The organism is Micromonospora sp. NPDC048170, assembly GCF_040652795.1.
In the GTDB taxonomy this organism is placed as follows: domain Bacteria; phylum Actinomycetota; class Actinomycetes; order Mycobacteriales; family Micromonosporaceae; genus Micromonospora.
The window spans coordinates 126,674-152,811 of record NZ_JBEZMR010000015.1 but is presented as its reverse complement, the minus strand read 5'-3'; the positions used below and the strand labels follow the sequence as shown (position 1 = coordinate 152,811).

24 protein-coding genes are annotated in these 26,138 nt (G+C 70.3%); 7 read left to right on the top strand and 17 right to left on the bottom strand.

Features of this window, described 5'->3' with window-relative positions; translation table 11 throughout:
• Positions 1 to 106 precede the first annotated feature (106 nt).
• Positions 107 to 532 carry a DUF350 domain-containing protein gene (locus AB0D32_RS20205; protein WP_357092045.1) on the bottom strand — a complete coding sequence of 142 codons (426 nt, stop codon included), beginning with the start codon at positions 530 to 532 and terminating at the stop codon, positions 107 to 109.
• 108 nt (positions 533 to 640) lie between these two features.
• Positions 641 to 1,990, bottom strand: coding sequence for a type I glutamate--ammonia ligase (glnA, locus tag AB0D32_RS20200; protein WP_357092042.1), 1,350 nt, complete (start codon positions 1,988 to 1,990; stop codon positions 641 to 643).
• Between the two features lie 208 nt (positions 1,991 to 2,198).
• Between glnA and AB0D32_RS20195 the strand changes: the two genes are divergently transcribed.
• Together AB0D32_RS20195 and panB are read left to right on the top strand one after the other, a co-directional pair.
• Positions 2,199 to 3,959 carry an NAD+ synthase gene (locus tag AB0D32_RS20195; protein WP_357092039.1) on the top strand — a complete coding sequence of 587 codons (1,761 nt, stop codon included), beginning with the start codon at positions 2,199 to 2,201 and terminating at the stop codon, positions 3,957 to 3,959.
• A 212-nt stretch (positions 3,960 to 4,171) separates the two neighbouring features.
• Entirely contained in the window at positions 4,172 to 5,017 is an 846-nt protein-coding gene (gene panB / locus AB0D32_RS20190; RefSeq protein ID WP_357092036.1) for a 3-methyl-2-oxobutanoate hydroxymethyltransferase, read from the top strand.
• Positions 5,018 to 5,060: 43 nt separating this feature from the next.
• Here panB and AB0D32_RS20185 read toward each other — a convergent pair whose 3' ends face one another.
• The 3 genes from AB0D32_RS20185 to AB0D32_RS20175 form a co-directional block, all read right to left on the bottom strand.
• Positions 5,061 to 5,996, bottom strand: a complete 936-nt coding sequence (locus tag AB0D32_RS20185) for a hypothetical protein (RefSeq protein WP_357092033.1) — start codon at positions 5,994 to 5,996, stop codon at positions 5,061 to 5,063.
• A gap of 184 nt (positions 5,997 to 6,180) precedes the next feature.
• Positions 6,181 to 6,879 carry an NADPH-dependent F420 reductase gene (gene npdG / locus AB0D32_RS20180; protein WP_357092030.1) on the bottom strand — a complete coding sequence of 233 codons (699 nt, stop codon included), beginning with the start codon at positions 6,877 to 6,879 and terminating at the stop codon, positions 6,181 to 6,183.
• A gap of 154 nt (positions 6,880 to 7,033) precedes the next feature.
• Positions 7,034 to 8,467, bottom strand: coding sequence for an RNB domain-containing ribonuclease (locus AB0D32_RS20175; protein ID WP_357092027.1), 1,434 nt, complete (start codon positions 8,465 to 8,467; stop codon positions 7,034 to 7,036).
• A 158-nt stretch (positions 8,468 to 8,625) separates the two neighbouring features.
• On the opposite strand from AB0D32_RS20175, the gene AB0D32_RS20170 reads away from it, so the two are divergent.
• The 4 genes from AB0D32_RS20170 (at position 8,626) to AB0D32_RS20155 (ending at position 12,030) form a co-directional block, all read left to right on the top strand.
• Complete coding sequence (locus AB0D32_RS20170; protein ID WP_357092024.1) at positions 8,626 to 9,813, top strand: hypothetical protein; 1,188 nt, start codon at positions 8,626 to 8,628, stop codon at positions 9,811 to 9,813.
• Between the two features lie 298 nt (positions 9,814 to 10,111).
• The gene (locus tag AB0D32_RS20165) at positions 10,112 to 10,546 is read left to right on the top strand and encodes a hypothetical protein (RefSeq protein WP_357092021.1); all 435 of its coding nucleotides are present in this window, start codon (positions 10,112 to 10,114) and stop codon (positions 10,544 to 10,546) included.
• Positions 10,547 to 10,628: 82 nt separating this feature from the next.
• Positions 10,629 to 11,126 carry an NUDIX domain-containing protein gene (locus tag AB0D32_RS20160; RefSeq protein ID WP_357092018.1) on the top strand — a complete coding sequence of 166 codons (498 nt, stop codon included), beginning with the start codon at positions 10,629 to 10,631 and terminating at the stop codon, positions 11,124 to 11,126.
• Positions 11,119 to 12,030, top strand: coding sequence for a nucleotidyltransferase domain-containing protein (locus AB0D32_RS20155; protein ID WP_357092015.1), 912 nt, complete (start codon positions 11,119 to 11,121; stop codon positions 12,028 to 12,030). The genes AB0D32_RS20160 and AB0D32_RS20155 overlap by 8 nt, the downstream gene beginning before the upstream one ends.
• Before the next feature lie 152 nt (positions 12,031 to 12,182).
• Here the strand turns inward: AB0D32_RS20155 and AB0D32_RS20150 are convergent, their stop codons facing one another.
• The 7 genes from AB0D32_RS20150 to AB0D32_RS20120 form a co-directional block, all read right to left on the bottom strand.
• Complete coding sequence (locus AB0D32_RS20150; RefSeq protein WP_357092012.1) at positions 12,183 to 13,523, bottom strand: LPXTG cell wall anchor domain-containing protein; 1,341 nt, start codon at positions 13,521 to 13,523, stop codon at positions 12,183 to 12,185.
• Between the two features lie 117 nt (positions 13,524 to 13,640).
• A complete protein-coding gene (locus AB0D32_RS20145; RefSeq protein ID WP_357092010.1) occupies positions 13,641 to 14,840 on the bottom strand; it encodes a histidine decarboxylase in 1,200 nt (399 codons plus the stop codon).
• On the bottom strand, positions 14,837 to 15,571 hold the full coding sequence (locus AB0D32_RS20140; RefSeq protein WP_357092007.1) for a hypothetical protein: 735 nt from the start codon (positions 15,569 to 15,571) through the stop codon (positions 14,837 to 14,839). Before AB0D32_RS20140 ends, AB0D32_RS20145 begins: the two co-directional genes overlap by 4 nt.
• Positions 15,572 to 15,740: 169 nt before the next feature.
• On the bottom strand, positions 15,741 to 17,186 hold the full coding sequence (locus AB0D32_RS20135; RefSeq protein ID WP_357092060.1) for an APC family permease: 1,446 nt from the start codon (positions 17,184 to 17,186) through the stop codon (positions 15,741 to 15,743).
• 11 nt (positions 17,187 to 17,197) lie between these two features.
• Positions 17,198 to 17,449 carry a hypothetical protein gene (locus AB0D32_RS20130; protein WP_357092004.1) on the bottom strand — a complete coding sequence of 84 codons (252 nt, stop codon included), beginning with the start codon at positions 17,447 to 17,449 and terminating at the stop codon, positions 17,198 to 17,200.
• A 220-nt stretch (positions 17,450 to 17,669) separates the two neighbouring features.
• Entirely contained in the window at positions 17,670 to 18,362 is a 693-nt protein-coding gene (locus AB0D32_RS20125) for an N-acetyltransferase (RefSeq protein WP_357092001.1), read from the bottom strand.
• Positions 18,359 to 19,489, bottom strand: coding sequence for an FAD-binding oxidoreductase (locus AB0D32_RS20120; protein WP_357091998.1), 1,131 nt, complete (start codon positions 19,487 to 19,489; stop codon positions 18,359 to 18,361). The genes AB0D32_RS20125 and AB0D32_RS20120 overlap by 4 nt, the downstream gene beginning before the upstream one ends.
• Before the next feature lie 560 nt (positions 19,490 to 20,049).
• On the opposite strand from AB0D32_RS20120, the gene AB0D32_RS20115 reads away from it, so the two are divergent.
• A complete protein-coding gene (locus AB0D32_RS20115; protein WP_357091996.1) occupies positions 20,050 to 21,432 on the top strand; it encodes a hypothetical protein in 1,383 nt (460 codons plus the stop codon).
• On the opposite strand, the gene AB0D32_RS20110 is transcribed toward AB0D32_RS20115, so the two are convergent.
• From AB0D32_RS20110 to AB0D32_RS20090, 5 genes are all read right to left on the bottom strand, one after another.
• Positions 21,429 to 22,331: an aminoglycoside phosphotransferase family protein gene (locus AB0D32_RS20110; RefSeq protein WP_357091993.1), complete on the bottom strand. Its 903-nt coding sequence runs from the start codon at positions 22,329 to 22,331 to the stop codon at positions 21,429 to 21,431. The genes AB0D32_RS20115 and AB0D32_RS20110 overlap by 4 nt on opposite strands.
• Positions 22,332 to 22,536: 205 nt before the next feature.
• On the bottom strand, positions 22,537 to 23,094 hold the full coding sequence (locus AB0D32_RS20105) for a GNAT family N-acetyltransferase (protein ID WP_357091990.1): 558 nt from the start codon (positions 23,092 to 23,094) through the stop codon (positions 22,537 to 22,539).
• Between the two features lie 472 nt (positions 23,095 to 23,566).
• On the bottom strand, positions 23,567 to 24,346 hold the full coding sequence (locus AB0D32_RS20100; protein WP_357092057.1) for a transposase family protein: 780 nt from the start codon (positions 24,344 to 24,346) through the stop codon (positions 23,567 to 23,569).
• 47 nt (positions 24,347 to 24,393) lie between these two features.
• Positions 24,394 to 25,245 carry a hypothetical protein gene (locus AB0D32_RS20095; protein ID WP_357091987.1) on the bottom strand — a complete coding sequence of 284 codons (852 nt, stop codon included), beginning with the start codon at positions 25,243 to 25,245 and terminating at the stop codon, positions 24,394 to 24,396.
• A 27-nt stretch (positions 25,246 to 25,272) separates the two neighbouring features.
• Positions 25,273 to 26,097 carry a hypothetical protein gene (locus tag AB0D32_RS20090; RefSeq protein ID WP_357091985.1) on the bottom strand — a complete coding sequence of 275 codons (825 nt, stop codon included), beginning with the start codon at positions 26,095 to 26,097 and terminating at the stop codon, positions 25,273 to 25,275.
• Positions 26,098 to 26,138: the final 41 nt, after the last annotated feature.

Below are 26,138 nucleotides of genomic sequence, written 5' to 3'. Positions count from 1 at the left end.
GTCGCGAAAGCGGCATCACGCGGGCCGAAAGTGCAAGATCGCCGCCGGGTCGAGCGCATCGCCGCCCGGTCGGGCCGGGTCGGGTCGGGTCGGGTCGGGTCGCAGCTCAGGCGATGCAGGCGCAGACGATCAGTGCGGCGCCGAAGTGGGTGGCGGCGCTGACCCGGGCCGCCGGGTGCGGCTCGTCCGAGCAGATGATCTCGCCGAGCTTGCCCGGGGTGAGCAGGTCCAGCACGAAGAACGCCAGCGCCATGATGGCCAGCCCGATCAGGCCGAAGACGACCGTCGAGGCGAGCCCCTTGGCGAAGTCGCTGTAGCTGGTCAGGATCGCGGTGAACACGATCCCGGCGATGCCGAGCTGGTTGGCGGCGAGCAGCAACGCGGCGTTGCCGTTGCGCCGCACCCAGATCAGCTCCCGCAGCCGGCCGGGAGTGAGCATGTCGACCAGCCCGAACCCGGCCGCCATCAGGGCCACCCCGACGACCCCGAACACGACGCTCTGCCAGGCTCCGCTGAGCAGGTCTTCCAGCACCGACTGCCTCCCGCACTCTGCGCCCGGCGGGGGTGCCGGCGCGGTGACCGAGACGATAGCGGCACCGCGCCAGCGGCGGGAGCCCCGCCCCGGCGCCGGGGGACGGTCCTACAGCGACAGGTAGTGCTTCCGCTCGTAGGGGGTGACCTCGCGGCGGTACTGCTCCCACTCGGCCCGCTTGTTGCGCAGGAAGAAGTCGAAGACGTGTTCGCCGAGCACCTCGGCGACCAGCTCGGAGCCGGCCATCACGTCGATCGCCTCGGACAGGTTCTGCGGCAACTGCTCGTAGCCCATCGCCCGGCGCTCGGCGCTCGTCAACGACCAGACGTCGTCCTCGGCGCCCGGCGGCAGCTCGTAGCCCTCCTCGATGCCCTTCATCCCGGCGCCGAGCAGCACCGCGAAGGCCAGGTAGGGGTTGGCCGCCGAGTCCGGCGAGCGGACCTCCACCCGGGCCGAGTTCGGCTTGCCGTAGGCGGGGACCCGGACCAGCGCCGACCGGTTCAGGTGACCCCAGCAGACGTACGCCGGGCTCTCGGTGACCCGGTCCGGCAGCGCCTGCGGGAACAGCCGCTTGTACGAGTTGACCCACTGGTTGGTGACGGCCGTGTACTCCCGGGCGTGCACCAGCAGCCCGGCGATGAACGCCCGGGCCACCTTGGACAGCTTCATCGGGTCGCCGGCGTCGTGGAACGCGTTGCGCTCCCCCTCGAACAGCGACAGGTGGGTGTGCATGCCGCTGCCGGGCTGGTCGGTGAACGGCTTCGGCATGAAGGTGGCCTGCACGCCGGTGGAGAGCGCCACCTCCTTCACCACGTGCCGGAAGGTCATGATGTTGTCGGCGGTGGTCAGCGCGTCGGCGTAGCGCAGGTCGATCTCCTGCTGGCCGGGGGCCACCTCGTGGTGGCTGAACTCCACGGAGATGCCGATCCGCTCCAGCGCCAGCACGCCCTGCCGGCGGAAGTCGCGGGCCACCGCGTGGGTGGTGTGCTCGAAGTAGCCGCCGGTGTCGACCGGGATCGGCACCGAGCCGTCCATCGGGCCGTTCTCCAGCAGGAAGAACTCGATCTCGGGGTGGGTGTAGAAGGTGAAGCCCTTCTCGGCGGCCTTGGACAGCGCCCGGCGCAGCACGTGCCGCGGGTCGGCCCAGGAGGGGCCGCCGTCGGGAAGCAGGATGTCGCAGAACATCCGGGCGCTCTCGCCGCTGGCCCCGCCTTCGAACGGGAAGACCTGGAAGGTCGTCGGGTCGGGCATGGCCACCATGTCGGACTCGAAGACCCGGGCGAAGCCCTCGATCGCCGAGCCGTCGAACCCGATGCCCTCCTCGAAGGCCGCCTCCAGCTCGGCGGGCGCCACCGACACACTCTTGAGCGTGCCCAGCACGTCGGTGAACCACAGCCGGACGAACCGGATGTCCCGCTCTTCCAGCGTACGGAGGACGAACTCCTGCTGACGGTCCACTTCCACCCCTCGCGACACTCTGCCCGCCTGCGGCCGGGGTCGACCCGGCCTGACCGACCAGTCTCCACCGGCCTCGTTACGCCGACGTTACGCGACCGGGAGGCGGGCGTCCCGCCCTGTCCGCGGCCCGCGCCCTGCCGCCCGGCCACGTCCCGGCGGGCCTGCCGCCCGCCGTGTCGGGACCGGCCGGCTGGGGCAAGATGAGGACATGCCCACCCTGCGTCTCGCCCTGTGCCAGGTCAACCCGACCGTCGGCGACCTCGCCGGCAACTCCGGCCTGGTCCGTGACTGGACCCGCCGGGCCGCCGACGCCGGCGCCCAGGTCGTCGCGTTCCCGGAGATGGTGCTGACCGGCTACCCGGTCGAGGACCTGGTCTTCCGCCGGTCCTTCGTCGCCGCGTCGAAGGCCGCGCTGGAACGTCTCGCCGCCGATCTCGACGCGGACGGGCTGGGCGCGCTGCCGGTGCTGGTCGGCTACCTGGACGCCGACGGTCCGCCGCAGGGCAGCAGCGACGCCGAGCCCGGTCGCGGCACCCGCAACGCGGCGGCCCTGCTGCACCGTGGCGGGATCGTCACCACCTACTTCAAGCACCACCTGCCCAACTACGGCGTCTTCGACGAGGACCGCTACTTCGTCTCCGGCGACACGCTGACCGTCGTCCGCGTCGGCGGGGTGGACGTGGCGCTGACCATCTGCGAGGACCTGTGGCAGGCCGGCGGACCGTTCGCCGCCGCCCGCCAGGCCGGCGTCGGCCTGGTCCTGAGCATCAACGGCTCGCCGTACGAGCTGAACAAGGACGACGTACGCCTGCCGCTGGTCCGCCGCCGGGCCGCCGAGGCCGGGGCGACCGTCGCGTACGTCAACATGGTCGGCGGTCAGGACGAGCTGGTCTTCGAGGGCGACTCGATGATCGTGAGCGCCGACGGCGCCCTGCTCACCCGGGCCCCGCAGTTCGTCGAGCACCTGCTGGTGCACGACGTCCAGCTGCCGGCGGCAGGGCAGCCGGCCACCCCCGACCAGGTGTTGGCGGACGAGCTGCGGGTGGTCCGCACCGAGGCGGGCGACATTCCGCAGGCGCCCGCCGGGCCCGCCGCCACCGGCGGGACGATCGCCCCGGTGGCCGACGAGGCCGAGGTGTGGCAGGCGCTCGTGCTGGGGCTGCGCGACTACGTCAACAAGAACCGCTTCCCGTCGGTGGTGCTGGGCCTCTCCGGTGGCATCGACTCGGCGGTGGTGGCCGCGCTGGCCGTCGACGCGCTCGGGTCCGACCGGGTGGTCGGCGTGTCGCTGCCCAGCCAGCACTCCTCCGAGCACAGCCGGGAGGACGCCGCCGACCTGGCGAAGCGCACCGGCCTGGACTACCGGGTCGAGCCGATCCAGCCGATGGTGGACACCTTCCTGGCGAACATGTCGCTCTCCGGGGTCTCCGTGGAGAACCTCCAGGCACGGGTACGCGGGGTGATCCTGATGGCCCTGTCGAACCAGGAGGGCCACCTGGTGCTGACCACCGGCAACAAGAGCGAGCTGGCGGTCGGCTACTCCACCCTCTACGGCGACTCGGTCGGCGGCTTCAACCCGGTCAAGGACGTCTGGAAGACGCTGGTCTGGCGGCTGGCGAAGTGGCGCAACGCCGATGCCGCCCGCCGGGGCGACACCCCGCCCATCCCGGAGAACTCGATCGGCAAGCCGCCGAGCGCCGAGCTGAGCCCGGGCCAACTGGACAGCGACACCCTGCCCGACTACGACGTGCTGGACCCGATCCTGATCGGCTACGTCGACGGTGACCTGGGCCGGGACGGGCTGGTCGCGTCCGGCCACGACCCGGCCGTCGTCGACCGGGTGCTGCGGATGGTGGATACCGCCGAGTACAAGCGCCGCCAGTCCGCGCCGGGCACGAAGATCTCGATGAAGGCGTTCGGGCGCGACCGGCGACTGCCGATCACGAACCGGTGGCGCGAGGACGGCTGAGCCGGAATCAGTCCCGGGCGACGGCACGGCCTACGGGCGGCCCTGGCCGGCGTCCTGCCGGCGGCGGGCGGCAGTCGGCGTCCTGCCGGCGGCGGTGCCTGGTGGCCCGGGAGTGACATCCTCCACTGCGCTCTGCCGCGAGCCGGTCGTCGGGTGCGACGATCGCGGGGAACCCGGGGACCGCGCACGCGGCCTCGAGGAAGGAGACAGTCATGGTGGAGTCCACCCCGTCCGAGGTGACCGCCCTCTACGGCGGCCCGGCCACCCGGCGCGTACGCACCCGCGACCTGATCGCCGCCAAGGAGCGCGGCGAGCGGTGGCCGATGCTCACCTCGTACGACCAGTACACGGCCTCGATCTTCGACCAGAACGGCATCCCGGTGCTGCTGGTCGGCGACTCGGCGGCGAACAACGTCTTCGGCTACGAGACGACGGTGCCGGTGACCGCCGAGGAACTGCTCCCGCTGGTCCGCGCGGTGGTCCGGGCGACCCGGCACGCGCTGGTCGTCGGCGACCTGCCGTTCGGCTCCTACGAGGAAGGTCCCACGCAGGCGCTGCGTACCGCCGTGCGGTTCATGAAGGAGGGCGGCTGCCACGCGGTGAAGCTGGAGGGCGGCCGGCGCTGCGCGGCGCAGATCGCCGCCATCACCGGCGCCGGCATCCCGGTGATGGCACACATCGGGTTCACGCCGCAGAGCGAGCACGCCATCGGCGGCTACCGGGTGCAGGGGCGCGGCGACGCGGCCGACGACGTGATCGCCGACGCCCGGGCCGTGGCGGAGGCGGGCGCGTTCGCCGTGGTGCTGGAGATGGTCCCCGGGCAGGTGGCCAAGCAGATCACGGCGGAACTGCCGATCCCGACCGTGGGCATCGGCGCCGGCGCGGACACCGACGCCCAGGTGCTGGTGTGGCAGGACATGGCCGGCCTGCGTACCGGCAAGGCGCCGCGCTTCGTGAAGCGCTACGCCGACCTGTCGGGCGCCCTGACCGACGCGACCCGGCGGTTCGCCGACGAGGTCCGGGGCGGCGACTTCCCGGCAGCCGAACACACCTTCTGACCGCCACGGGTGGTGCGGCCTCGCGGGCCGCACCACCTCTGGTTCAGCGCGGGTCGGCGGTATTCCATGGGTGGTCGAACTGCGTCGGGGTCAATCCCCAGTCGGCCAGCAGGGAAAGCAGGTCGACGTTGCCTCGCGCCGAGGCAGTGGCGATACGGACCGCGCCGAGGTCATAGTCGAACGTGTCGAGCAGCCGTTCGTCGTAATCCCAGTGCCGCACCTCGTAGGGGCGGGACGGGTCGCTTCGCACCCAGCCCTCCTGTTCAGCGATACGGTCGGCGTCGGTTCGACCCGGAACGATGTCGACGAATGCTCGGCGTCCCGGCCCACTCGCCGGAACCTCCGTCGCCAACCGGCGAGCGTTGCGCAGCGCAGCCAGCATCGGCGGCGAAAATCCGGTCATGGGAGTACGCCTCCAGATCTCACGCCACAGGTAACGCGTACGCGCTGCCTCCGCAAGGCGCACCCCGCCATCGTGGCCGCGCGGTTGGATGCCGCACGTGGCGCAGATCTTCCTGCGCAGCCGTTCGCCACACAGTGGACACTCACTGTCGACCAACGTTCCCGCGCCGTAGACCTCGATGAGGCGCCGGAGGATGACCGGTAATGGATCGACAGGGTGGCGCAAGGGATCGGGGCAGAAAGCAATGCCGAAGACCCCGTGCTGCTGCCACCGATCACGCCTGGGAACCGCACGCTGCCCCCGCGCCTTGGCCGCCCGACGCTCGGCCGCGAACCCCGCGGCCTGCCGCCGCCATATCGCTCGCGCCGCGGAGAGTTCGTCTACCGCCCGATTCAGCGCCGCTGGATCGTCCTCGAGCCGCTGCGGAATTCCGGCGTTCACGATCAGATAGTGCCAGGTGGCACGGAACCCGTAGGGCGCGCAACGCAGTGCACACTCACGAAGGTGCAGGAGCCGTTCATACTCCGGCAGCGACTCGTCGCGTACGCGGAGCGCAGCCGCTGGGAAACTGGTCATCTGAGTCGCTACGCTACCCGCGCCAAATGTCGGGCTTCAATAGAGATCTTGGTACGAAACGGCCCTCGGAGGGGCCGTTTCGTACCAAGATCTCGGCCGAGCCGAGCCGAGCCGGGCCGAGCCGGGCGGGGCCGGGCACGGCCCGGGCTGGGCCAGGCCCGGCCAGGGCCGGGCGGGGCCGTTGTCAGAGGTCGGTGACGCGGATGCCGGCGTGGGCCTTGTAGCGCTTGTTGATGGCGATCAGGTTGGCGGTGAACGCCTCGATCTGGTGCGCGTTGCGTAGCCGGCCCGCGTAGATGCCGCGCATGCCGGGGATCCGCGCGGCGAGTGCGGCGACGACGCCCGCCAACTCCCGGTCCTCGGTGCAGATCAGCACGTCGAGGTCGATCCGGTCGACCTCGGGGTCGGCCAGCAGCGGGGCGCTGACGTGGTTGAACGCGGCGCAGACCCGGGAGTCGGGCAGCAGCCCGGCGGCCTGCTGCACGGCGCTGCCCTCGGCGACCGTGAGCGCGTACGGGCCCTGCTTGTCGAAGCCGAGCGGGTTGACGCAGTCGACGACGATCTTGCCGGCGAGCGGCTCGGCGAGCGCGGCGACGGTGGCGGCGTGCCCGTCCCACGGCACCGCGATGATGACCACGTCGCTGCCCCGGGCCACCTCCTCGTTGCCGCCGCCGGCGACCCGGGCCCCGGCGGGTACGCCGGGCAGGGCCGCGATCTCCTCGGCGGACTGCGCGGCCCGCTCGGCGGAACGGGATCCGATCAGCACGGTCTGGCCGGCCCGGGCGAACCGGTAGGCGAGGCCCCGCCCCTGGTCGCCGGTGCCGCCGATGATGCCGACGGTCAGCCCGGACACGTCGGGCAGCGTGCTCGCGTCGTAAGCCATGCCGTCATCCTCGCAAACCTGCGGCGTTCGCAGCAGCGGCAGGAGCTGTGACAATCCCCGCTACCAGCAGCCCGAAGACCGGCCGGAACGAGGGCCGGCAGGTCGGTCGTCTGCCCCGGATCGCGCTCCATGGCCGGGCCGGCGCCGACGGTGGTCAGGCCCGTTCGAAGGCCACCGCGCGGGCGACCGGGTCGGCGGTGACCAGCCGTACCCGGATCCGCTCGCCGAGTGGCAGTTCGCCGAGGCAGCGGGCGCGGACCGGCGGGTCGTCCAGCGCCACCGTGCCGCCGGGCCGGCGACCGGGGCGGGCCCTGCCGTCCGGGGCCGCGTCCACGTCCAGCACCGCCGCGTCGAAGGTCTCCCCCACCCGGTGCTGGAGCAGCACCGCCTCGGCCAACTCGATCGCGCCCCGGGTGGCCGCCGAGGCGGCCCGGTCGGTGGTGGCCATCACCTCCGGCAGCCGGGGCAGCGCCGCGCGCGCCCAGTCGGGCACCTCCCGGCCTTCGTGCAGGGCCAGGCAGACCTCCGTGGCGTACCGGTCGGCCAGTCGCCGCAACGGCGCGGTGACATGGGCGTACGCGGCAGCGACCCCGCCGTGCTCCCGTTGCTCGGGCAACGCGCCGTCGAAGGCGGTGTACGCGGCCCCGCGCATCAGCTCGGCGGCCTGGTCGACGAAGGCGGCTGCCCGGGGCTGCGACGGGTCCAGGCCGGCGATCACCTCGCCGGGGCCGGCCCCGTCCGGCCAGTGCACGCCCAGCGGGGCGGCGGCGGCCCGCAGCCGCGCCACTGCCTCGGGCTTCGGTGCCGGCATCGTACGCAGCAGGCCGATCTTTCCGGCCAGCATGATGTCGGCGGCGGCCATCCCGGTCAGCAGCGAGATCTGGGCGTTGTGCTCCTCCATCGGCACGGGCCCGCGCAGCACCAGCCGCCAGCCGTCGCCGTCGGCCTCGACGTCCTGCTCGGGCAGCGGCAGGTTGATCGCCCCGCGGCGCATTCCCCGGGCGGTGAGCAGGGCCCCGATCTCGGGCAGCAGGGCGATCGGGTCGGGCAGCCGGCCGGCGTCGGCGGCTGCCTGCACGCCGACGTAGTCCAGCTTGGCCCGGCTGCGGACCAGCGCGCGTTCCAGCGTGACCGCGACGGTGCCGCCGTCGGAATCCAGGTCGACGGTCCATACCACGGCGGCCCGGTCGACGTCCGGCAGCAGGCTCGCCGCGCCCTCGCTGAGGGTCTCGGGGTGCAACGGCACCGTGCCGTCGGGCAGGTAGACGGTCTGCCCGCGCCGCCAGGTCTCCTCCTCCAGCGCGCCGCCGGGGCGGACGTGTGCGGCGACGTCGGCGATCGCGTACGACACCCGGTAGCCGCCGCCGGGACGGCGGGCGAGGTGCATCGCCTGGTCGAGGTCGCGTGAAGCGGCGGGGTCGACGGTGACGAACGGGACGTCGGTGCGGTCGGCGGCGGGCCGGGGCGGTGTGGCCGCCGCGGCGTCGGCCTCCCGCTGCGCCACGGCCGGGAACCCCTCGGGTAGTCCCAGCTCGCGGCGCAGCGCGCCGAAGTCGATGCGGGGTGCGAGTACGCGTCGGATCACCACGGGGTCAATCCTGACAGTGTGGCGGATGATCCGCTTCCCGGCGAGCGCCGGTCGCCTCGCGCCGGGGTCAGCCGGTCGCCCTGCGCGCGTTCGTCCGTACGCCCCGGGGGGCGGTGGCCCGGGCTGCGGTCGTCCGGGCGGCGGGTGCCTTGCGGGCGGTGACCTTCCTGGCCGGCGCCTTGGCGGCGGTCGTCTTCTTCGCCGGGGCCTTCTTGGCCGCCGCCTTGCGGGTGGTGGCCGAGGAGGTGTCGGTGGCCTTCCTGGCGGGGGCCTTCTTCGCGGCGGCCTTGCGGGCGCCGCCGGTGGGCCGGGTCGCGGCCGTCTTCCTGGCCGGCGTCGTCTTCTTGGCCGGCGTCGTCTTTCTGGCCGACGTCGCCTTCTTGGCGGTGGCCTTCTTCGCCGGGGCCTTCGCCGCCGTGCTCTTCGCCGCCGTGGTCTTCTTCGCCACCGCTGTGGCGGTCTTCGTCGCCACGGCCCCGGCCGTCTGCTTCGCGACCTTCCCGGCGGTCTGTTTCGCCACGGCCCCGGCGGTCTGTTTCGCGACCTTCCCGGCCGTCTGCTTCGCCACCGCCGTGGCGGTCTTCTTCGCCACCGCTGTGGCCGTCTTCTTCGCCGCCGGGGTGACCGCGCGGGCGGCGGTGGTGGTCCTGGCGGGGGCCTTCTTCGCCGGCGCGGTCGTCTTCCTCGCCGTGCTGGTGGCCTTCGTCGCCGCCTGCCGGGCGGGCGTCCTCGCCGAGGTCGTCTTCTTCGCCGCCGTGCTCCTGGCCGCCGCCGTCCGCTTCGCCGCGGCGGGGGCCTTCTTCGCGGCGGTCGTCTTCTTCGCCGCGGCCGTCGGCTTCGCGGCGGCGGCGGTCTTCCTGGTCGCCGCCTTCTTCGCGGGGGCCTTCGCAGCAGTCGTCTTCGCAGCGGTCACCCTCGCAGCGGTCGTCTTCGCAGCGGTCGCCCTCGCAGCGGTCGTCTTCGCAGCGGTCGCCTTCGCGGCGGTGGTCTTCTTCGCCGGGGCCCGCCCCGCACCGCCCGTCGCCTTCTTGGCCGGCGCCTTCTTCGCCACCGTGGTCGTGGCGGCCGGGCGCAGGGCCCGCGTCGTACCCGCGGTCCGCTCCGCCGCGGCGGTCTTCCTGGCGGTCGTACGTCTGGCGGCCGGGCGGGTGGTGGCCTGCTGTGCTTCGGCCATCTCGGTTCCCTTCCTGGGGACGTGCTCTCGCCCTCGCGGAGCACCACGTATCTCGGCGCGGGCCGTCCCGCGCCGCCTATCTGCCCTCCCCGGCCCAGCGGGCGTCCTCGGCCTCCCACGCGTCGTTGCGCTCCCGCACCGTCTGCAGGGCGTTCTCCGCGTCGGCGGCTGAGGCGTACGGCCCGAGAACGTGCCTGGCGGGGCACACGTCGGCGTCGGTCTCGACCCGGTGGTGCCGGGTGCACCAGTAGTAGTGCCCACCGCTTCCGCTGTCGCTCATGGGATCACTGTGCACCGGGAACCACCCGGCCGCCACCGGAACAGCACAAGTCGCCGATGTTCTCCACAGTAGACGTGCTCCCGCCGTCAGGGGCTGGAACTGCGAAAACAGGCCGAGCAGGTGCACGGCGTACGCCCGTCGGCTCCCGACGGGGCAGCCGTACGGCGCCCCCGTGTCGCACAATCCCCCGGTGCGACACGGGGGTGGCGGTTCGGTGTGGCTGCGGCGCGGGCTGGCGCTGACGGCGCTGACGGTCGTGCTGGCGGGCGTCGGTGCGGCCGTCGGGCTGCCGCTGCTGCGGGACCGGTCGCAGCACCGGCTGGAGCAGCGGGCCGAACGGGAGGTGACCGCCACCGCGCAACTCGCCCGCGCCCGGTTGCTCGCCGATCCGGCGGCCGGGGAGGCGAGGCTGCGGCAGGCCGCCGACGCGGTGGACGGGGTCGAGGTGCTGACCGTCGGCAGCGACGGGCCCCGGACCGTACGGCTGCTCCTCCGCGTCCAGGTGACGAAGACGGCGGCGTCCGTCTTCGGTTGGCAGCAGGCCGACTCGGCGGCGTGCTTCGCGTTGGCCGTCTCCCCCGACGCCACCCCGCCCGCCCTCGAACGGCTGCCCTGCCCCGGCTGACCTGCCGGGGGTGGCCCGCGGAGGTCACTGGTCGGGCTGACGCGGGCCGGGCTGCCGGTCGGAGGCGGGCTAGGGTCGCCGGATGGGCGTTCCGGACCACATCCTGCGGCTGCGTGAGTGCGTGGGGCACGACCTGCTCCAGCTGTCGAGCGTCAGCGCGGTGGTGTGCGACGACGCCGGCAAGCTGCTGCTCGGCAGGCGCGCCGACGACGGGCGCTGGTCGGTGGTCAGCGGCATCGTCGAGCCGGGCGAACAGCCCGCCACGGCGGTGGTCCGCGAGGTGTGGGAGGAGACCGGCCTGGAGGTCGAGCCGGTCCGGCTGAGCAGTGTCGTCTCGCGGCCACACACCTACCCCAACGGCGACCGCTGCGAATTCCTCAACCTCGGCTTCCGCTGCCGGCTGGTCGGCGGCACGGCCCGGGTCAACGACGACGAGTCGGTGGCCGTGGGTTGGTTCCCGCCGGACCGGCTGCCCACCCTGGACCGGCACGCCCGACTGGTCGTCGCGCACGCCCTCGGCACCGAAGCGAGCGCCTGGTTCCTGCCCGCCGGCACGGACTGGACCGAGTCCGATGACTGACCTCGACCCGCCCGTGCGCGGTTACCTCGCCGACCTGGTCACCGCCGCCCGCGACGTCCTCGGCGACGACCTCGTCGGGGCGTACGCGGCCGGCTCGGTCGGGCTGGGCGCATACCAGCCGGGGCGCAGTGACGTCGACGTCGCGCTGGTCTGCGCCGACGCCCTCGACCTCGCGCGCAGGCAGGAACTGGTGGCCCGGCTGCGGCACGAGGCGCTGCCCTGCCCGGCGCGCGGGCTGGAACTGGTCGTCTACCAGTGGGCGGTGGCCCGCTCCGGCACGCCGGAGCCGGGGTTCGAGGTCGAGCTGAACACCGGCGCGCGGATGCCGTTCCGGGCGACGTGGGCCGCCGCCGACCGCCCGGCCGAGGACGGCCTGTTCTGGTACGGCCTGGACCGCAGCATCCTGCACCAGTGCGGCCACGCCCTGCTCGGGCCGCCGGCCGCCGAGACCTTCGCCGACCTCTCCCCCGCCGACCTGCGTCGCCTGCTGACCGACGCGCTGCGCTGGTGGCTGGCCCTGCCGACGCCGCCCGGCGACGGTCCCGCCCCCGGTGCCGAGGACGCGGTGCTCGGCGCCTGCCGGTCCCTGGTCAGGGTCCACCACGGCGTCTGGCTGTCGAAGGTCGACGCCGGCCGCCGGCTGATCGCCGACGGCTGGCCGGCCGGCCCACCCGGAGACAACCGAGTCGCCGGGCCACCCGGAGATGGCCGGGTCGCCGGGCCGGCCGGAGACGGCCGGGCTGCCGAGCCGGCCGGAGGCGGCCGAGTCGCCGGAACCCGCTTGGACGGCGGGCCCGGCGACCTGATCGAACGGTCGATCGCGGCGCGGGTCGGTGGGCTGCCGCCGGGCGGTCCCGAGTCGCGCGCCTTCCAGCGACGGGTGCTGGACGAGATCAGCGGGTGACGCCCCGCGCGTCCGCGCCGGTCACCGCGCCGGGCCGGTGCCCCTCGACGTGTTCCACGGCCTGGTTGAGCCGTACCAGCACCCGGTTCTCCTCCTGGAGACAGGACAACTCCGGGCACCGGATGCGGTGCCCGGAGTGCCTGCCGTACTGATCAGATCTGGACGTGCGCCCTGCGGCGGATCCGGCTGGCTCCCAGCAGGAGGCTGCCGACGGCCAGGAGGCCGCCACCGAGGGAGAGGGCCATGTTGGAGCTGTCACCGGTGACCGGCAGCTCCTTCGGGTCCTTGTCGTCGTTCCGGTGGTCGTACTTGCCGCCCCGGATGCAGACGGTGACGGTGTCGGGCTCGGAGACCACCTTCTTGCCGTAGAACTTGCCGGTCGCCCGGGCCGTGTTGACCACCTTGCCGGCCTTGACGTCGGCCTTGGTCACCACGTGCGGCTCGACGGCACGGCAGTCGGTGCTGGTGCCCCGCGCCAGCGTGGTGTTCTTGCAGACCACCTTTCCGGCCTTCGGGTCGTAGACGCCGACGTCGGTGATGGTTTCCGTGCCGGTGTTCGTCACCCGGTAGGTGTAGAAGATCTTGTCGCCCTTGGCGGCGTAGCCGTCGTTCTCACACTTCTTGCGGCAGTCCGACTCGACCCGGGCCTTCTTGTCGATCGACAGGCTGACCTGCTTCGGCGGGGCCGCCTTGGTGGTCACGGTGAAGGTCGCCTCGTTGGACCGCACCTTCTGCCTGCCGAACCACCCGGTGGCCTTGGCCTTGTTGACGATCTTGCCCTTCTTCACGTCGGTCTTCTTGACGGTGTACTTGCCGGTGCAGGTGGTGCTCTCCCAGGGCTTGAGCGACGTGTCCTCGCAGGTGATCCCGGTGACCGTGTCGTCGGTGATGGTGATCTTGCTGATCGGGTACTTCGTGCCCGTGCTCTGGTTCTTCACCTTGTAGGTGTAGGTGACCTTGTCACCGGCCTTCACGCCCTTGGCCGGGTACCCGGTCTTCTCCAGGTACAGCTTCGGGTTCGGCCGGGGGTGCGACGCCGCACAGGTGCCGCCGAGCACGAAGGAGTCGGCGGTGCCGGAGATCTGCGCGGTGGCGCCGGTCAACGTCCAGCCGGCCGCGACCCGGATCCACGCCTTGCTGGTGCCCGTGTCCTTGACGATGGTGCTGTTCGGGGTGCCAGGAATGGTCTTCGTGACGTCGCCGTCCGGTGTGCTGAAGGTCGCCGTGACCGACTGGAAGGTGCCGCTGGTGTCCGGGTCGCCCGGCAGGTCGAACACCCACGCGTCCTCGTTCTCGACGGGCCCGCCGCCGAGGTCGCACTTCTGGGTGAACGATGCCGCCTTCGTCGGCGCGTGCCCCGGTTTGATGTTGATCGTCGACGCGGCGGCGGCCGGTGACCCGACCCCGAGCACCAGGGCGCTGGCCAGCAGCGCGAACACCGCCAGTTGTGCGTAGAGGCCGCCCCGCCTGAGCGACGCAGAGGTCTTGCTCATGTATTCCCCCGTGTTGTGATGGTTGACACCGGGGGCAACGAGGGGTGCGAGGGTAGGTCACGTTCAAATCGGTGGAATCCCCCACAAGGTGGACAGTGCGCCGATCGGCCATCTCCGTCAGTGGGTAGCCGGCGTGGTCGCGGGCCGTGGTCGCGGGATCGGCCTCGGTGTTACGGCGGCGGTGAGGTCGGCGACGAAGGCGTCGACCTGGCCGCGGGTGATGCCGGGCATGCAGATGATGTGGCTGGTGTCCCCGTCGGAGGCGAGCAGCCACTTCCTGCGTACGGTCTCGGGTGGGGTGGGCAGGACCACGGTGAAGGCGTGGGGGTGCCGCCAGGCGGGCCAACCGGCGGCGGTGAGCTGCTCTGTCGCGTAGGCGGCGAGGCGGCGGGCCTCGCTGACCCGCCAGCGGTGGCCCTCTCGGCCGTGCGTGGCGATGGCGTGCCACAGCAGGGCGGCGGCGAGGCCGCAGCGGGAGCCGGTGACGGTCGTGTCGGCGGTGTCGGTGTACGTGATGTGGCTGACCGGTCTGCGGATGCCGTCGCGGACGAGGACGACGCCGCACGGCGTCGGTACGCCGAAGAACTTGTGGCCGCTGATGGCGACGCTGCCCACGCCGCTGGTGGTGTCGAGGCGGAGCCGGCCGTCGAGGGCGAGCGGGATGCCGGACAGGGCCGCGTCGACGTGCAGGTGCCCGTCCACGCCGTGCTCGTCGAGGACGGCGCGGATGCGGGTGGTGTCGTCCACCGCCTCGGTCATGGTGGTGCCGGCGGTGGCGACCACGATGGCGGGCCAGCGTCGGCGTCGGCGGATCTGCGCGGCGAGGTGCGCGTAGTCCATCTCTCCGTCGGGGCGGGCGTCGACGACGACACCGCGTGCCCCGAGCATCGCCACCGTCTTGGGGATCGAGTAGTGCGCGGCGGTCGAGTGGTAGACGCGTGCCGTGGGATGGCGACGGTGGGCGGCGTGCAGGGCCGAGAGGTTGCCTTCGGTGCCGCCGGTGGTGACGTAGCCCCAGCGGTCGTCGGGCGGCATGGCCAGGGTGTCGGCGACCCAGGCGACGACGGCCCGTTCCAGCACCCGGGTGTGGGCTGTGCCGCCCGCGTCGGCCGGGTCGCCGATGTTGTTCCACAACCGGGTGCCGAGGCGGGCCACGACCTCGCTGTGGTCGAGGTCCACCGCGCCGGGGAACCCGATCTCCGTCGGCGCGGCGGCGTCGGCCTCGCGTACCAGGTGGTCGAGGACGGCGGTGACGTCGAGCGGCGCGCGGCTGAGGTCGGCGGCGGTGGCGATCCTGAGGGTGGGGGTGTGGGTCACGCCGGCCGCCCGGCGAGCAGGTGGGCGGTGAGGGTGTGGTGCAGCGCGCCGAGCTGCCGCCACACCTCGCGGGTGTTGTCGTCGCCCTGTTCGGTGAGGTGCTCGTGGGGGTTGTAGTAGGTGATCCGCTCGGGGGCGAGGGTCTTGTTGCACCGGATCCCGTCCACCCCGAGGCGGGCGTGCGGATCGCGGTCGACGTGCAGGGCGGTGCCGTCGGTCAGCAGCGCGTAGCACTGGCCCTTGAGGTCGAAGGCCGACAGGTGGCGGCCGGTGGCCAGTCCTTCGCGAAGGGTGCGGGCGACCTGGTGCCAGCGGCCCTGCTCGGAGTCGAGGGTGGTCACGCCGACGCCGACGTAGGTCGCCCCGGCGGGCTGGCTCATGTCCCCGCCGTTGACCATCGAGCCGTCCGGGCCGAGGGGATGCCACCGGCGTCCGGCGGAGGCCGAACGGGCGGCGTTCTCGGCCGCCACCTCCGCCAGGTCGGCCAGGAGCCTCGGCAGGTCGTCCGATTCGGGCGAGGCCAGCCACAGCCGGTAGGCGGTGTGCAGCTGGTAGCCGTGCGGCTCGGCCGGGGCGTCGGAGACGAAGAACAGCATCACCCCGTGCGGGCCGAGCGCGTCGCGCTGCCCGAACCGCTGGTCTGCCTCGACCATGTGGCCGGTGTTGAGCCGCTTGGACCGGTACGCGACCTGCTTGCGCAGGTCGGCCCAGCGTCGCGCCTCGACCGGCACGCCGTCACCCTCCGGCGGATGCGGATGCGGATGCGGGGACGACGGTGGCGGCGGTGGCGGTGGCGGTGCCGCCGGTGGGTGCTCCGGCCGCCAGCCGGGACGCAGGGGGTCGACGCCGTGGCGTCCGCCGGGTGGGGGCATGGCCGCGTGGGTCCTCATCGCCTGCCTTTCAGATCGAGACGTCGATGGCGTCGGGAACGGCGTGCGTCTTCGGGGTTCCTCGGCCGATGCCGAAGTGGATCTCCGGGCGCGACTGCCGCAGGCGTCCGGCCCACATCCCGCCCGCGACGGCGGTGGCGACGAGGATCGCGGGCAGCAGGAACGGATACGGCGACCCCGGCGCGGCACCGAGCAGGGACCCGACGTTGCCGACCATCAGGACCAGCACCACCGACCCGCCGAGCACACCCAGGGCGGGCGCGAGCCGCCACTCCCACGCGCCGGCCTGTGGACCGCGTACGCCGGCCGGGGCCAGCATCGCGGCGACCGATGCGGCCAGCAGCAGGCACAGCAGGCCCATCGCCCCCAGCGTCGACAGCCAGGTGAACATCGTCGCGACAGGGTCGGCGCCGCTGAACGCGAACGCGCCCACCACCACCGAGGCGATGCCGGTCTGGGTCAGCGACCCGCCGCGCGGCGCGCTGACCCGGGTCGCGCTGCCGGTGTGCGCGAGGCCGGCAGGCAGGACGCCTTCGCGCGCCATCGCGAAGACGTACCGGGCGACGACGCTGTGGAAGGCCAGCATCGAGGTGACGATCGCGAAGACCAGCATCAGCTCCGCGAGCAGCACCCATCCGCCGCCGAGACGCTCCAGCACCGCGAACGGCAGCCCCACCGCCGGGTCGGCAGCGGCCTCGGCGACAGCGTGTGGGCCGACCGCCACGCCCATCGCCCACGCGGCGAGCGCGTACACGCCGCCGAGGACGGCCACTCCGGCGAGGGTGGCCCGGCCGACCGACCGCCGGTCGACGGCCTCCTCGACGAACGAGCCCGGCGCGTCTACTCCCATGAACGCGGCCACGCAGAAGGCGACCGCCCCGCCGATGCCGCTGACGGCCAGCCCCGAGGCGTCGAAGCCCGCCCAGGACAGCCCGCCGCCTGCCGGCCGCCCCACACCGGCCACCACGAACGCCGCGACGATCAGCAGCGACACGGCCAGCACGACGGCCAGGACCCGGGTGGAGAGCACGATCGCCCGCACGCCCAGCACCCCGACGACGGCCAGGGCGATGCCCGCCCACACCCACCACGAGCCACCGAGCTGCCCGGCCAGCGTCGCCCCGAACAACCCGTACAGGCTGGTCTGGATGGCGTTGTAGGCCACCAGGGCGACCAGGCCGGCGGCGACACCCCAACCACGGCCCAACCCGTTGGCGAGGATGCCGTAGTAGGCCGCCGGATGCCCGAGCTGACGCGCCATCGCCGTGTAACCGACCGCCAGCACCGCCACCGTGCCCGCCACCAGCAGAAACGTCAACGGCAGGGCCGTCACCCCCGTGGTCGCGTACGTGGCGACGACACCCCCGGCCAGCACCACCATGGGCGCCGACGCCGCCGCCCCGAAAACCCACAACCCGAACGGCGTCAACGTCCGCCGCGCGAGCGCCACCTGCACATACGTAGACCTCACCGCTGCCCCCGCTCCGGGGAGTCCGGGCAGCACGAGCGCCGGCAGCCCGCCACGGGATGGCGGTCCACGTCGGCGGCGTTCGCGGCCACGAGATACACCGCCGCCGGCCGCACCGGGCCACCCCGCCAGTAGGCCCGGTCGCGGTCGAGCCACCGCTGCGCCGTCTCCGGGTCCGCGGCGAAGCCGAACAGGTCGTGGGCGCCGTCCGGCCACTCGCGGCGGATCGCGTACCCCCAGACGTACTCCATCAGCTGCGCTTCTCCCGCGTGCGCGACGGCGGCGGCGTGCGTGATGGTCGAGCGTGCCGGCGACCACCGCGCGGCATTGAGCAGTCGTGACGGCAAGGATGTGTGGAAACGGGTGAAATCAGACAGCAAGAGGGTGCCTCCTTCGGTGGAAAGGGGGTGCGCGGGTGGACTGCCGCCGGGCCGTCGCCGGCAGGTGGGCAGCCGACGCCCGACCGGGCGGTCAGGGAGAACGAGGTGGTGCCGCCGGCGCTACCGGGCCTCGAAGCGGCGTCGCCGAGCGATGCAGCCGCACCCGGCGCGGCAGCCCGCCGGGCACCCGCGTGCCGGGTCGGGGCCGCCACATCCGCCACAGCGCCGGGCCGCCCGGCGCCAGCAGGACCGGCGACCGCGGTGCGTAACCGAGGCGGGCGAAGACGCCCTCGCGGGGGTGGGCGCTGCTGAGCTCCGCGTACGCCGGTAGTCCCTCCGCGTCCAGAGTCCGGTGGTAGCTGGCCAGCAACGCTTGCAAGGCGCGGTCCTGCCCCGGACGGACCGCGACGTGCGCGAGGTGGTGGTGCGGCGTGTAGGGAAGCACCGCGTCGACGTAGGCGTGCAGCAGGGCGAACCGGGACGCGTGCGGGCCGAGCCGCCGGTGCAGGTCGTACATCCACGTCGCAGCCGGCGGAGGTGGCTCCGACCGCGGGTACCAGACGGTCACGGCGGCGTGGTCGTCGGTCGTGTCGACCTGGCCGTGCGCCAACCCGCGCGCCAGCACCAGGTGTGCGTAGCGGCGCAGGACCGCCGGGCGCTCCGCCGCATCCGGTACGAGCCAGGCGCCCACGGGCTGCACCATCAGCGCGTCGGCCACAACGGTGGTCAGCGGGGTGATCTCCTCACCGGTGGCGCGACGGACCACGGTTTCCGTCAGCCTCATGTCGCACTCTCCTGGGGCATCCACAGCGCCGAATCGAGCGCGCGCTGGAAGGTCGCGGCGAGGTGCAGACTCTCCGGCGCGACCCCCGCAGCGGGCAGCCGACGCCGCGCCGCTTCGATCAACTGGGGCGAGCCGCAGACGTAGAACTCCTGCCCCGGCCGATGGTGCCGCAGGGCCACGCTCAGCAGATCGCCCTGCGCGGCCGGTTCGACCTCACCGTCGTCGGAGAAGGCCAACACCACCGTGAGCCAGTCACGATGTGCCTGCTGAAGCTTGTCCAGCGCCACCGCGTCGTAGAGGTCGGGCAGCGTGCGCGCGCCCACCACCAACGTCACCCGACGCCGGGTCGGCGACGCGGCCACCTGCTCGACCAGTGCCCGCAGCGGCGCAAGACCCGTACCACCCGCCGCGAGCAGCAGGTCGGCGTCACCGGCGGACTCCAGCGACAGCCCGACGTCGAACGCCGGCCCCAGCCACAGCAGCTCCCCAGGCGCCACTCCCCCGACCAGCAGGGGCGAGACCACCCCCACCGGGACGGCACGCACGTGGAACTCCACCGTCCCGTCCGGGCGCGGAGCGTTCGCCGGCGAATACCACCGCCACTGCCCCGCCAGTCGGGGCGTGCACACCGGCATCGCCTGGCCGGGCACGTAACGAAGACGCCGCACCGGCCGGACGGTCAAGACCGCGACGCCATCGGCCGCCGCCTCGCACGCCTCCACCTCGCCGACCGTGACGTGAGGCCCATCGCCCAACGCGCCCGCCGCCCGCTCGGCCAGACGCATCGCCCGACGACAACCCGCCTCCCAATAGCCGGCCAGTTCCGGCTCCCAGCTCGCGCCCGCGAACTGCCGCACCGTGTCCACCAGCGCCGCCGCCACAACAGTGCTGTGGTACGGGTAGAGCCCGAAACGCCGGTACAGCCGACCCAGCACCGCCAGCCCAGCACGCCGACCAGCCAGGTCGCCCCTACTCGCGATCAACTGTTCAAGCGTCGAGAAGAACATCGGCGCAAGCTGGTACGGAAGAAATCGCACGCTACGGTCTTCCATGAACGACCAGAAGTGATCTGCGGCGCGGTCATGCGCAGCAAGGCCAGTCACCGGCGACATGCCCGGATCAGCCATCGCGCCGGCCGTTCTTGAGAAGACGCTTGTCTGCGTGCTGCAGCGCTGATGTGGGCCTCGCGTCACAGGAGTCAGGACGCTGGACCACCGCGCCCCAGGAAGTCGGACCCCTATCAACACCGCTTGCCGGTCCGCAGATTGCTACGTCCACTAGTCGAGCGCCAATCGCTGTGTGGGGCAGCGGCTTGGGACCCGCGCAGCACCTCAAATCGGCCACTGTTTGTCCACCTCCCAATAGAAGTGCCGTCCGGCCACGTCAGCCAGTTCCAATGCCCGACGGGCGCAGGGGCCGCTCCACACGGGCAGCGGGACGGCCCCCGCAACCTCGATCGCTCGGACGAAACGATCGAGAAGATCGACCTGGAGGCACATTGACCATGGCAGCGGGGCGGCGGCAGGGACCTGCGCCGCAAGCCAGATCTACTGGGTAGGTCGAGGTCTTGCCGGTCGCTTCTGCTACTAGGCTCCTGTGTGGAGCGCCTCGGTGACAGGGCGCACATGGGGGCGCACTTGTGCAAGGCGCGAATCAATCTGCCCCGGGAACCCGTCAGGGAGGTGGGATGTCGGGCGCTACGCCGAATGACCGACTGGCCAAGGTCATGGCCGAGGCCGGGATGTCACGAAAGGCTCTGGCCCGGGCTATCCGCGAGATCTCAGAACGGCGGGGACAGCCGATAGCCTGCGATCACACATCGGTTAGCCGCTGGCTTGGCGGCATGAAGCCTCGCGGGCAGGGCGGTCAGTTCATCGCCGAAGCGCTATCGGCACGGCTCGGCCGCCTCGTGACGGCAGCGGATATCGGCATGGGCGGCGTCGGCATCGGTGCCGACCTCGGCGTGACTTACGGCGAAAGCTCGCAGGGCGCTGCCGACGTACTGGGACGCTTATGGCAAGCGGACCTGGACGAAGCACGTGTACTACTTGATGCTCCCGCCGACCAGTCGGCAGGCATGAGCGCTGCTCTGACATGGCTCGTACGCGACGACCCAGAACCGAGCAGCCACAGGACCGGCACGGTCAGGGTCGGCATGGGAGATATCGCCGCAGCGAAGACGACGATGAAGGCCTTCGCCAGCCTGGACAACCAGTACGGCGGCGGCCAGGCACGCCGCGCCCTCGTTCAGTACCTTCAGTCGGACCTGTTGGCGCTGCTGCACGGGCGGTACGACGAGAGCACCGGCCGAGCACTGTATTCGACAGCCGCTGAGGGCACCTTGCTGGCCGCGTGGATGTCGTACGACAGCGGGCGGCACGGGTTCGCCCAGCGGTACTTTATCCAGGCGCTCCGACTGGCCCAAGCCGCCAACGATGTGTTGTTAGCGGGAAGCGTTCTGGACGCTATGAGCCACCAAGCCACTTTCCTTCGCAGACCGCAGGAGGCGGTGAACCTCGCACGGGCTTCGAGGACAGGAACACGCGGCCGAGCAACAGCGACGCTGACTGCACACTTCTTCGCGATGGAGGCCCGTGCGTTGGCCTCGTGCGGTGACAGCGTCGGTGCTCAGCGGGCGTTGGCAGATTCCGTCAAGGAGTTCGAACGGCGACAGCCCGAGGACGACCCTGCGTGGATCAGCTACTTCGATGAAGCAGAGTTGAGCGCGGAATTTGGGCACTGCTACCGGGATCTGGGGAAGCCCACAGAGACGATTCGCGAGGCACAGCTCTCGTTGGGTGGAGCAGGGGCTTCGCCAAGGAGCGACTTCTTCGTATCAATGGTGCTCGCGACCGGCTACGTTTCATCCGGGGAGATCGAGGAAGCCTGCCGTGTCATTCGCGAGGCCATCCTGTCCGGCGATCAGATCAAATCTCGCCGCTGCATCGACTACATGCGCGGCGTGCGGCGGTTGCTGGAGCCCTTCACGGGGAGCAGCGCCGTCCGAGAGTTGGTGGAGTGTGTAGCCGAGACGGCGCTGTGGGAGAGCTCAATGCCCGTTGATGGCTAGAACGGCTTCCAGTCTCGCCGGCTGTCGCCGGTTCGGAGAGCAGAGAGCCGCTTGGTGAGTTCGGCCCGGGCCTTGTTGTCACACTCAGCGTTCTGCGCCAGCCATGCGACCATCAGAAGCTCTCGAACTTCGCTGAGCACCGGGTAGCCGGGCCACGCCATCAGGTCGTATCCGTAGACCTGGACGAAGGCTTGGTACTCAGCTTCGGTGTGCCATCCGTACCGCTCGTAGTACATGGCAGTGAGCACAAGATCCCACTCTCGTGGGCCGATGGCGAAGCCGTCAAGGTCGGACAGGAGGGCTACACCAGCCCGATCGACGATCACGTTGCCAACGTTGGCGTCACCATGGATGACACCGGCCGGCAACGCGAAGTCGAGTTTGGCGTATGCCTTGGCCAAGTCTTCACAGCGTTGCGCCAGATAGTCTCGATCGCTGGCGGGAAGGCACAGAAGCCCAGCGATGCGGCTACGAGCGCGGCCAAACGGCACGAAGGATGACAGGGTTGGCCGTTCGGGTGCAGATCGCGAGTGGAGCTGCCGCAGTAGGTAGGCAAGCTCACTAGTTGTCCCGTACTCCTCACGATCTGACGCTGAAACCCAGAAGGTCACGACCCGTCCACCGGCCGCCACGGGCTGCACGACGGGAGCGGCCATCACTGCCGGGATTGACTCGGCTGCGAGCCAGCGGGAGACAGCCACCTCACGTTTCGCAGCCTCCATTCGTCCGATGTCGCGACCGACCCGCGCGATCACAGCAGCCTCAGGAAGCCGGAACACGGCGTTGTCTCCAAGACGGATCAAAGTTGCACCAACAGCAGAGAGGCCGATTTCATCACAGGCCGCCTGCAACGCGGTTGAGGCGCTGTTCAAGTCGAGGGGACTCATCATTCCACTCATGAAGCCTCGTCTCGCATACGGGGGTGACCAACCGTAGTCGGCGTCGTTGAGATCACGTGCATGAGATAGATGATCTTACGAAGATTGGGTTCTCGCCGTGGCGAGCAGCGGCCGCAAGAGATGCGTCGCGGACTCGACCCGTGCAAGCCAACCCGCGCCGCCAAACAACTTGATCAGGTGATCGAGGCGTACCGCTCAACGCCCGTCAAGTAGTGGCAACGGGAGCACGAACATCGCGTACTCGCGGTAGTAGGCACCCGACCGACCGGGAATGGCGCCCACCCGCCTGCCAGCCCCATCCCTCATAGAGCGCATGCGTTGCGGTGGCGACCGGGTTGGCCGTCAGGGTGGCGCGCTCCTCGTGGCGTCCGCCCAGGAACGTGTCGTGCAAGCTGCGCCCGATCCCCCTGCCCTGCCACGCTTTGCGCACCTCGATCTCGGCCAGCACGACTGTGCGCTCGCCGCCACGCTCGTCGGTGAAACCCGCCTCGGGAGCCGGATCCAGGCCGGCGAACCAGTCGCGATCCTGCCGCAGGCTGTAGCCGAAGACGAACCCCACCAACTCGCCACCCGCCTGCGCCGTGACCAACTCGTAGTTACGCGCACCCAACGCACCCGTGGCACGATCGCGGAACGCATCGGCCTTGACCATCGTGTCCTCGCCAACGACCTGCCCATAGGCGTCCGCGTACACCTTGCACAACTCATCCATCAACCCGGCGGCAACTTCGGCGCTGTGGCGGGCGTACGTCACATCGGTCATGCCCTCACGATAGGTACGGACGGCGGCCCAGCCTTCCCTGCGCCACTGGGAACTACGCTCAGTAGCCACCCTCCGGCATTCCTTGCTTGCCACCGCCCGTACCCAGGCCGGGCGTAAATACGTCCACCGGCCGCTGCATCGCTTCTACCCCGCTGTGCAAACTCTGACCTGCCGGAATTCCACAGGCTCACCACCACGATCGAACCTGATGGTCACAGATCCTCGCGTTCCTGCATACCGGCATCACCACGCCGGGTCAGAAGGCAACAACCGCGTCATCAAGACGATCGCCACTACGTCTACGGCCTTCGCAACACAATAACCAGCGCCTGTGCACCCGTACCGCCAGCACCCGACGCCACCGCGGGCACCTCAACCCCGTTCAAGTTCGAAGAGCCGCAATAAACTGCATGACGACACTAAAGGATGTCTCGTAACCCAGTGAAGGCCTTGCCTGGCAACGGTGCTGGTGTCAGCCGGCGAGGATCATGTTGTGGAGATGGGCCACGCCGGAAGCGGTGTCGGTCAATGTGCTGGCGGCGCGGCGGTAGTCGCGCAGAATTTTGAAGCACTTCATACGGGCCAGGGCGTGTTCGACCTGCGCGCGGACGGTGCGGTGTTGCTTGTTCAGCTCCTTCTTCCACTCGGGCAGTTCGCTGCCGTCGGCGGGTTTGCGGTACGGGATGATCACGTCGGGGTTGCCGCGGTAGGCGCCGTCGGCCATAACCGGCCGTCCGGCCAGCTTCTGGTCGATGCCGGAGGTGCGGTAGACGATGGTGTCGTTGCGGTTGCCGGGTTGTGGATCGCCGAGGGCGACGACGAGGCGGGTGTGGGCGTCGATGGCGACCTGCAGGTTCGTGCTGTAGCGGTAGTTCTTGCTCGGGGCGGCCAGTCGGTGGTCCCGGGTCGGGATCAGGGTGCCGTCGACGATGGCGATCTGGTCGACCCGGCGCCGGTGTACCGGGGCCAGGGCGAGCAGCGGGCCGAGGGTGTCGATGACCCGATGCGCGGCGGAGTGTGACACCCCGAACAGCGGGCCGATCTGCCGCATGGTCAGGTTCGTGCGCCAGTACGCAGCGACCAGCAGCACCCGGTCGGCGAGGTCGAGGGACCACTGCCGGCCCGGCCGACCGTCAGCGATCGCGTCACCGCCACGCTCGGCGACCAGCCGCACCAGCCTGCGGAACTGGGCGGGCTGCAGCCCGGTGAACGGAAAGATCCACTCCGGGCGGGCCGCCGAAATCACCTGCACCCCGACATGATCCACCATGGACCGATCACCCAGTTACGAGACGTCCTTTAGTGCATGGCCGCATATCTCGTGAGTTCATCAATCATTTCGCCAAAAATGGCTGGCCTGGCACCCGGCAAAGAGGAGAATTCTTTAACCCTTTCAAGGGTCTTCTCGGGACAACCTGGTTCAGCTAGTTTTTTCTGATCCAAGAAGTATCCCTTTTTCGGAACTGGCGTAACAATCAATCCGGTTCCCGCCTTGACCGCCCCACCTGGCATGTCGGATGCAATGCTCATATCTATTTGATATAACCAGAGCGAGGAATACAGCGGCGCCTCGTCGATTCCTACCGAAACCGCAATCCTCTCAGTATCTCCGGCTCGAATTTCGTGTCTCACCTCGCGGCGAACGTGAAACGGAGTTGCCCTTTCAGGGAACGAGATCTTGATGTCGTAACGCCCAGCCACCGTCATCGTGCCCCCGCCCATTTCGCAAAGCCGAATCTCTGTCGACCGACGGAACACCATGTCTACCGCAGAAACCACCGCCACCTGATCACCGACATTCTTGAGGACTACATCAAAAACCAGTCCATCTACTTTGGAACTGCCGGCCGGATAAGATAGATCAAAGACTTGGGCATCTATCTTGCTTAGCTTCTCGGCGGAGAAGGCTGAAACTTCGAGTTTCGGCCCAATTTTCACCGGCCCCGGCTTCAGAGCTTGATACCCATTGAACGCCAGGCCTCCAGCAGCGAACACTAGACCCGCAACGCCAAGCCTTATAGAAACATTGATAGCCCTCTTAGCAATTTTGTTGGCTTCTTGGGCTTCACGTACTGCACCGCTGCCTGCCGCATCCCCACTGCTGGGCGGCCGCTTACCCCCACGCCGCCTTCCCATCTTCTTTTTAGACACGCCCGACCCCTCCGAGAGTCCGCAATTTCATTCGATTACTGAGCGACGAATCCAGCCGCAATAGGTCAGACCGCCGGCAGTGAGCCGCGCGAGGATGAAGGGCTGATATGACTCGCGCGACAACACTTCAATGCGGTCACGGGCTTTCGCCTGCTCGACTTCCGGAGCGGCCATCTCTGGGGCGGCTTTGGCAGCACCCGGATTCGTGGCGACCACCGCCCGCATCTCGACACTGGAGCAATCCTTGTCTGGGGCACCACGGGTAGGGCTTACGCGAACTGGATAGCCATCTTGCACACCCACAACGTATTGCTCTCTTTTTGTCGGCGGATCCGCGCAAGCGTCACTCCCGCCACCCAAAAAGGTTGACACCTTAAATCTGCCCTCTGCCGCTTCAACCGTCGTTTGGGCGGCATCACATTTCAGACGTCGGTAGAAAGGGTAGTGTAGTTGATATGCGGATCCGTCTTGCCAAGTCCAAAGATACCAGGATAAATGAGAAACCAGGCCGACAGATCTCAGCGCAACTGCGGCGTCGTCGTCACCGTCGCCATCCACGTCGGCAAAGACAGGGACTCCTGCCAACTCATACCGGTACTCTTCATTCGAGCCGAAACGCGAGTAGACCTTCCCCCGATATCTGCCGCTATCGAGCTTAAATTGGTTCAATCCTTCCCCAAGGCTTATCGGATAGTCGAGCCACGCGGCATTTCCGAAGTCAAAGCTGCGAATTCCTTGACCAATGGGATCCGCTTCTTGCTCACTGGTCGAAGAAGGTGAACAACCTGTGGATGCGGCCAAGAAGATCGACAGGGCAAATGACACCCATCGCGAGCCGCGAGAGTTCAACACTCGGCACATGGTACAAGGGTGAAACAACCTTGGCGATACAA

Coding starts and splice junctions, on each gene's coding strand:
- AB0D32_RS20195 (WP_357092039.1), top strand. CDS start 2,199: ATGCCCACCCTGCGTCTCGCCCTGTGCCAGGTCAACCCGACCGTCGGC.
- panB (WP_357092036.1), top strand. CDS start 4,172: ATGGTGGAGTCCACCCCGTCCGAGGTGACCGCCCTCTACGGCGGCCCG.
- AB0D32_RS20185 (WP_357092033.1), bottom strand. CDS start 5,996: ATGACCAGTTTCCCAGCGGCTGCGCTCCGCGTACGCGACGAGTCGCTG.
- npdG (WP_357092030.1), bottom strand. CDS start 6,879: ATGGCTTACGACGCGAGCACGCTGCCCGACGTGTCCGGGCTGACCGTC.
- AB0D32_RS20160 (WP_357092018.1), top strand. CDS start 10,629: ATGGGCGTTCCGGACCACATCCTGCGGCTGCGTGAGTGCGTGGGGCAC.
- AB0D32_RS20155 (WP_357092015.1), top strand. CDS start 11,119: ATGACTGACCTCGACCCGCCCGTGCGCGGTTACCTCGCCGACCTGGTC.
- AB0D32_RS20150 (WP_357092012.1), bottom strand. CDS start 13,523: ATGAGCAAGACCTCTGCGTCGCTCAGGCGGGGCGGCCTCTACGCACAA.
- AB0D32_RS20130 (WP_357092004.1), bottom strand. CDS start 17,449: ATGGAGTACGTCTGGGGGTACGCGATCCGCCGCGAGTGGCCGGACGGC.
- AB0D32_RS20125 (WP_357092001.1), bottom strand. CDS start 18,362: ATGAGGCTGACGGAAACCGTGGTCCGTCGCGCCACCGGTGAGGAGATC.
- AB0D32_RS20120 (WP_357091998.1), bottom strand. CDS start 19,489: ATGGCTGATCCGGGCATGTCGCCGGTGACTGGCCTTGCTGCGCATGAC.
- AB0D32_RS20115 (WP_357091996.1), top strand. CDS start 20,050: ATGTCGGGCGCTACGCCGAATGACCGACTGGCCAAGGTCATGGCCGAG.
- AB0D32_RS20110 (WP_357091993.1), bottom strand. CDS start 22,331: ATGAGTGGAATGATGAGTCCCCTCGACTTGAACAGCGCCTCAACCGCG.
- AB0D32_RS20105 (WP_357091990.1), bottom strand. CDS start 23,094: ATGACCGATGTGACGTACGCCCGCCACAGCGCCGAAGTTGCCGCCGGG.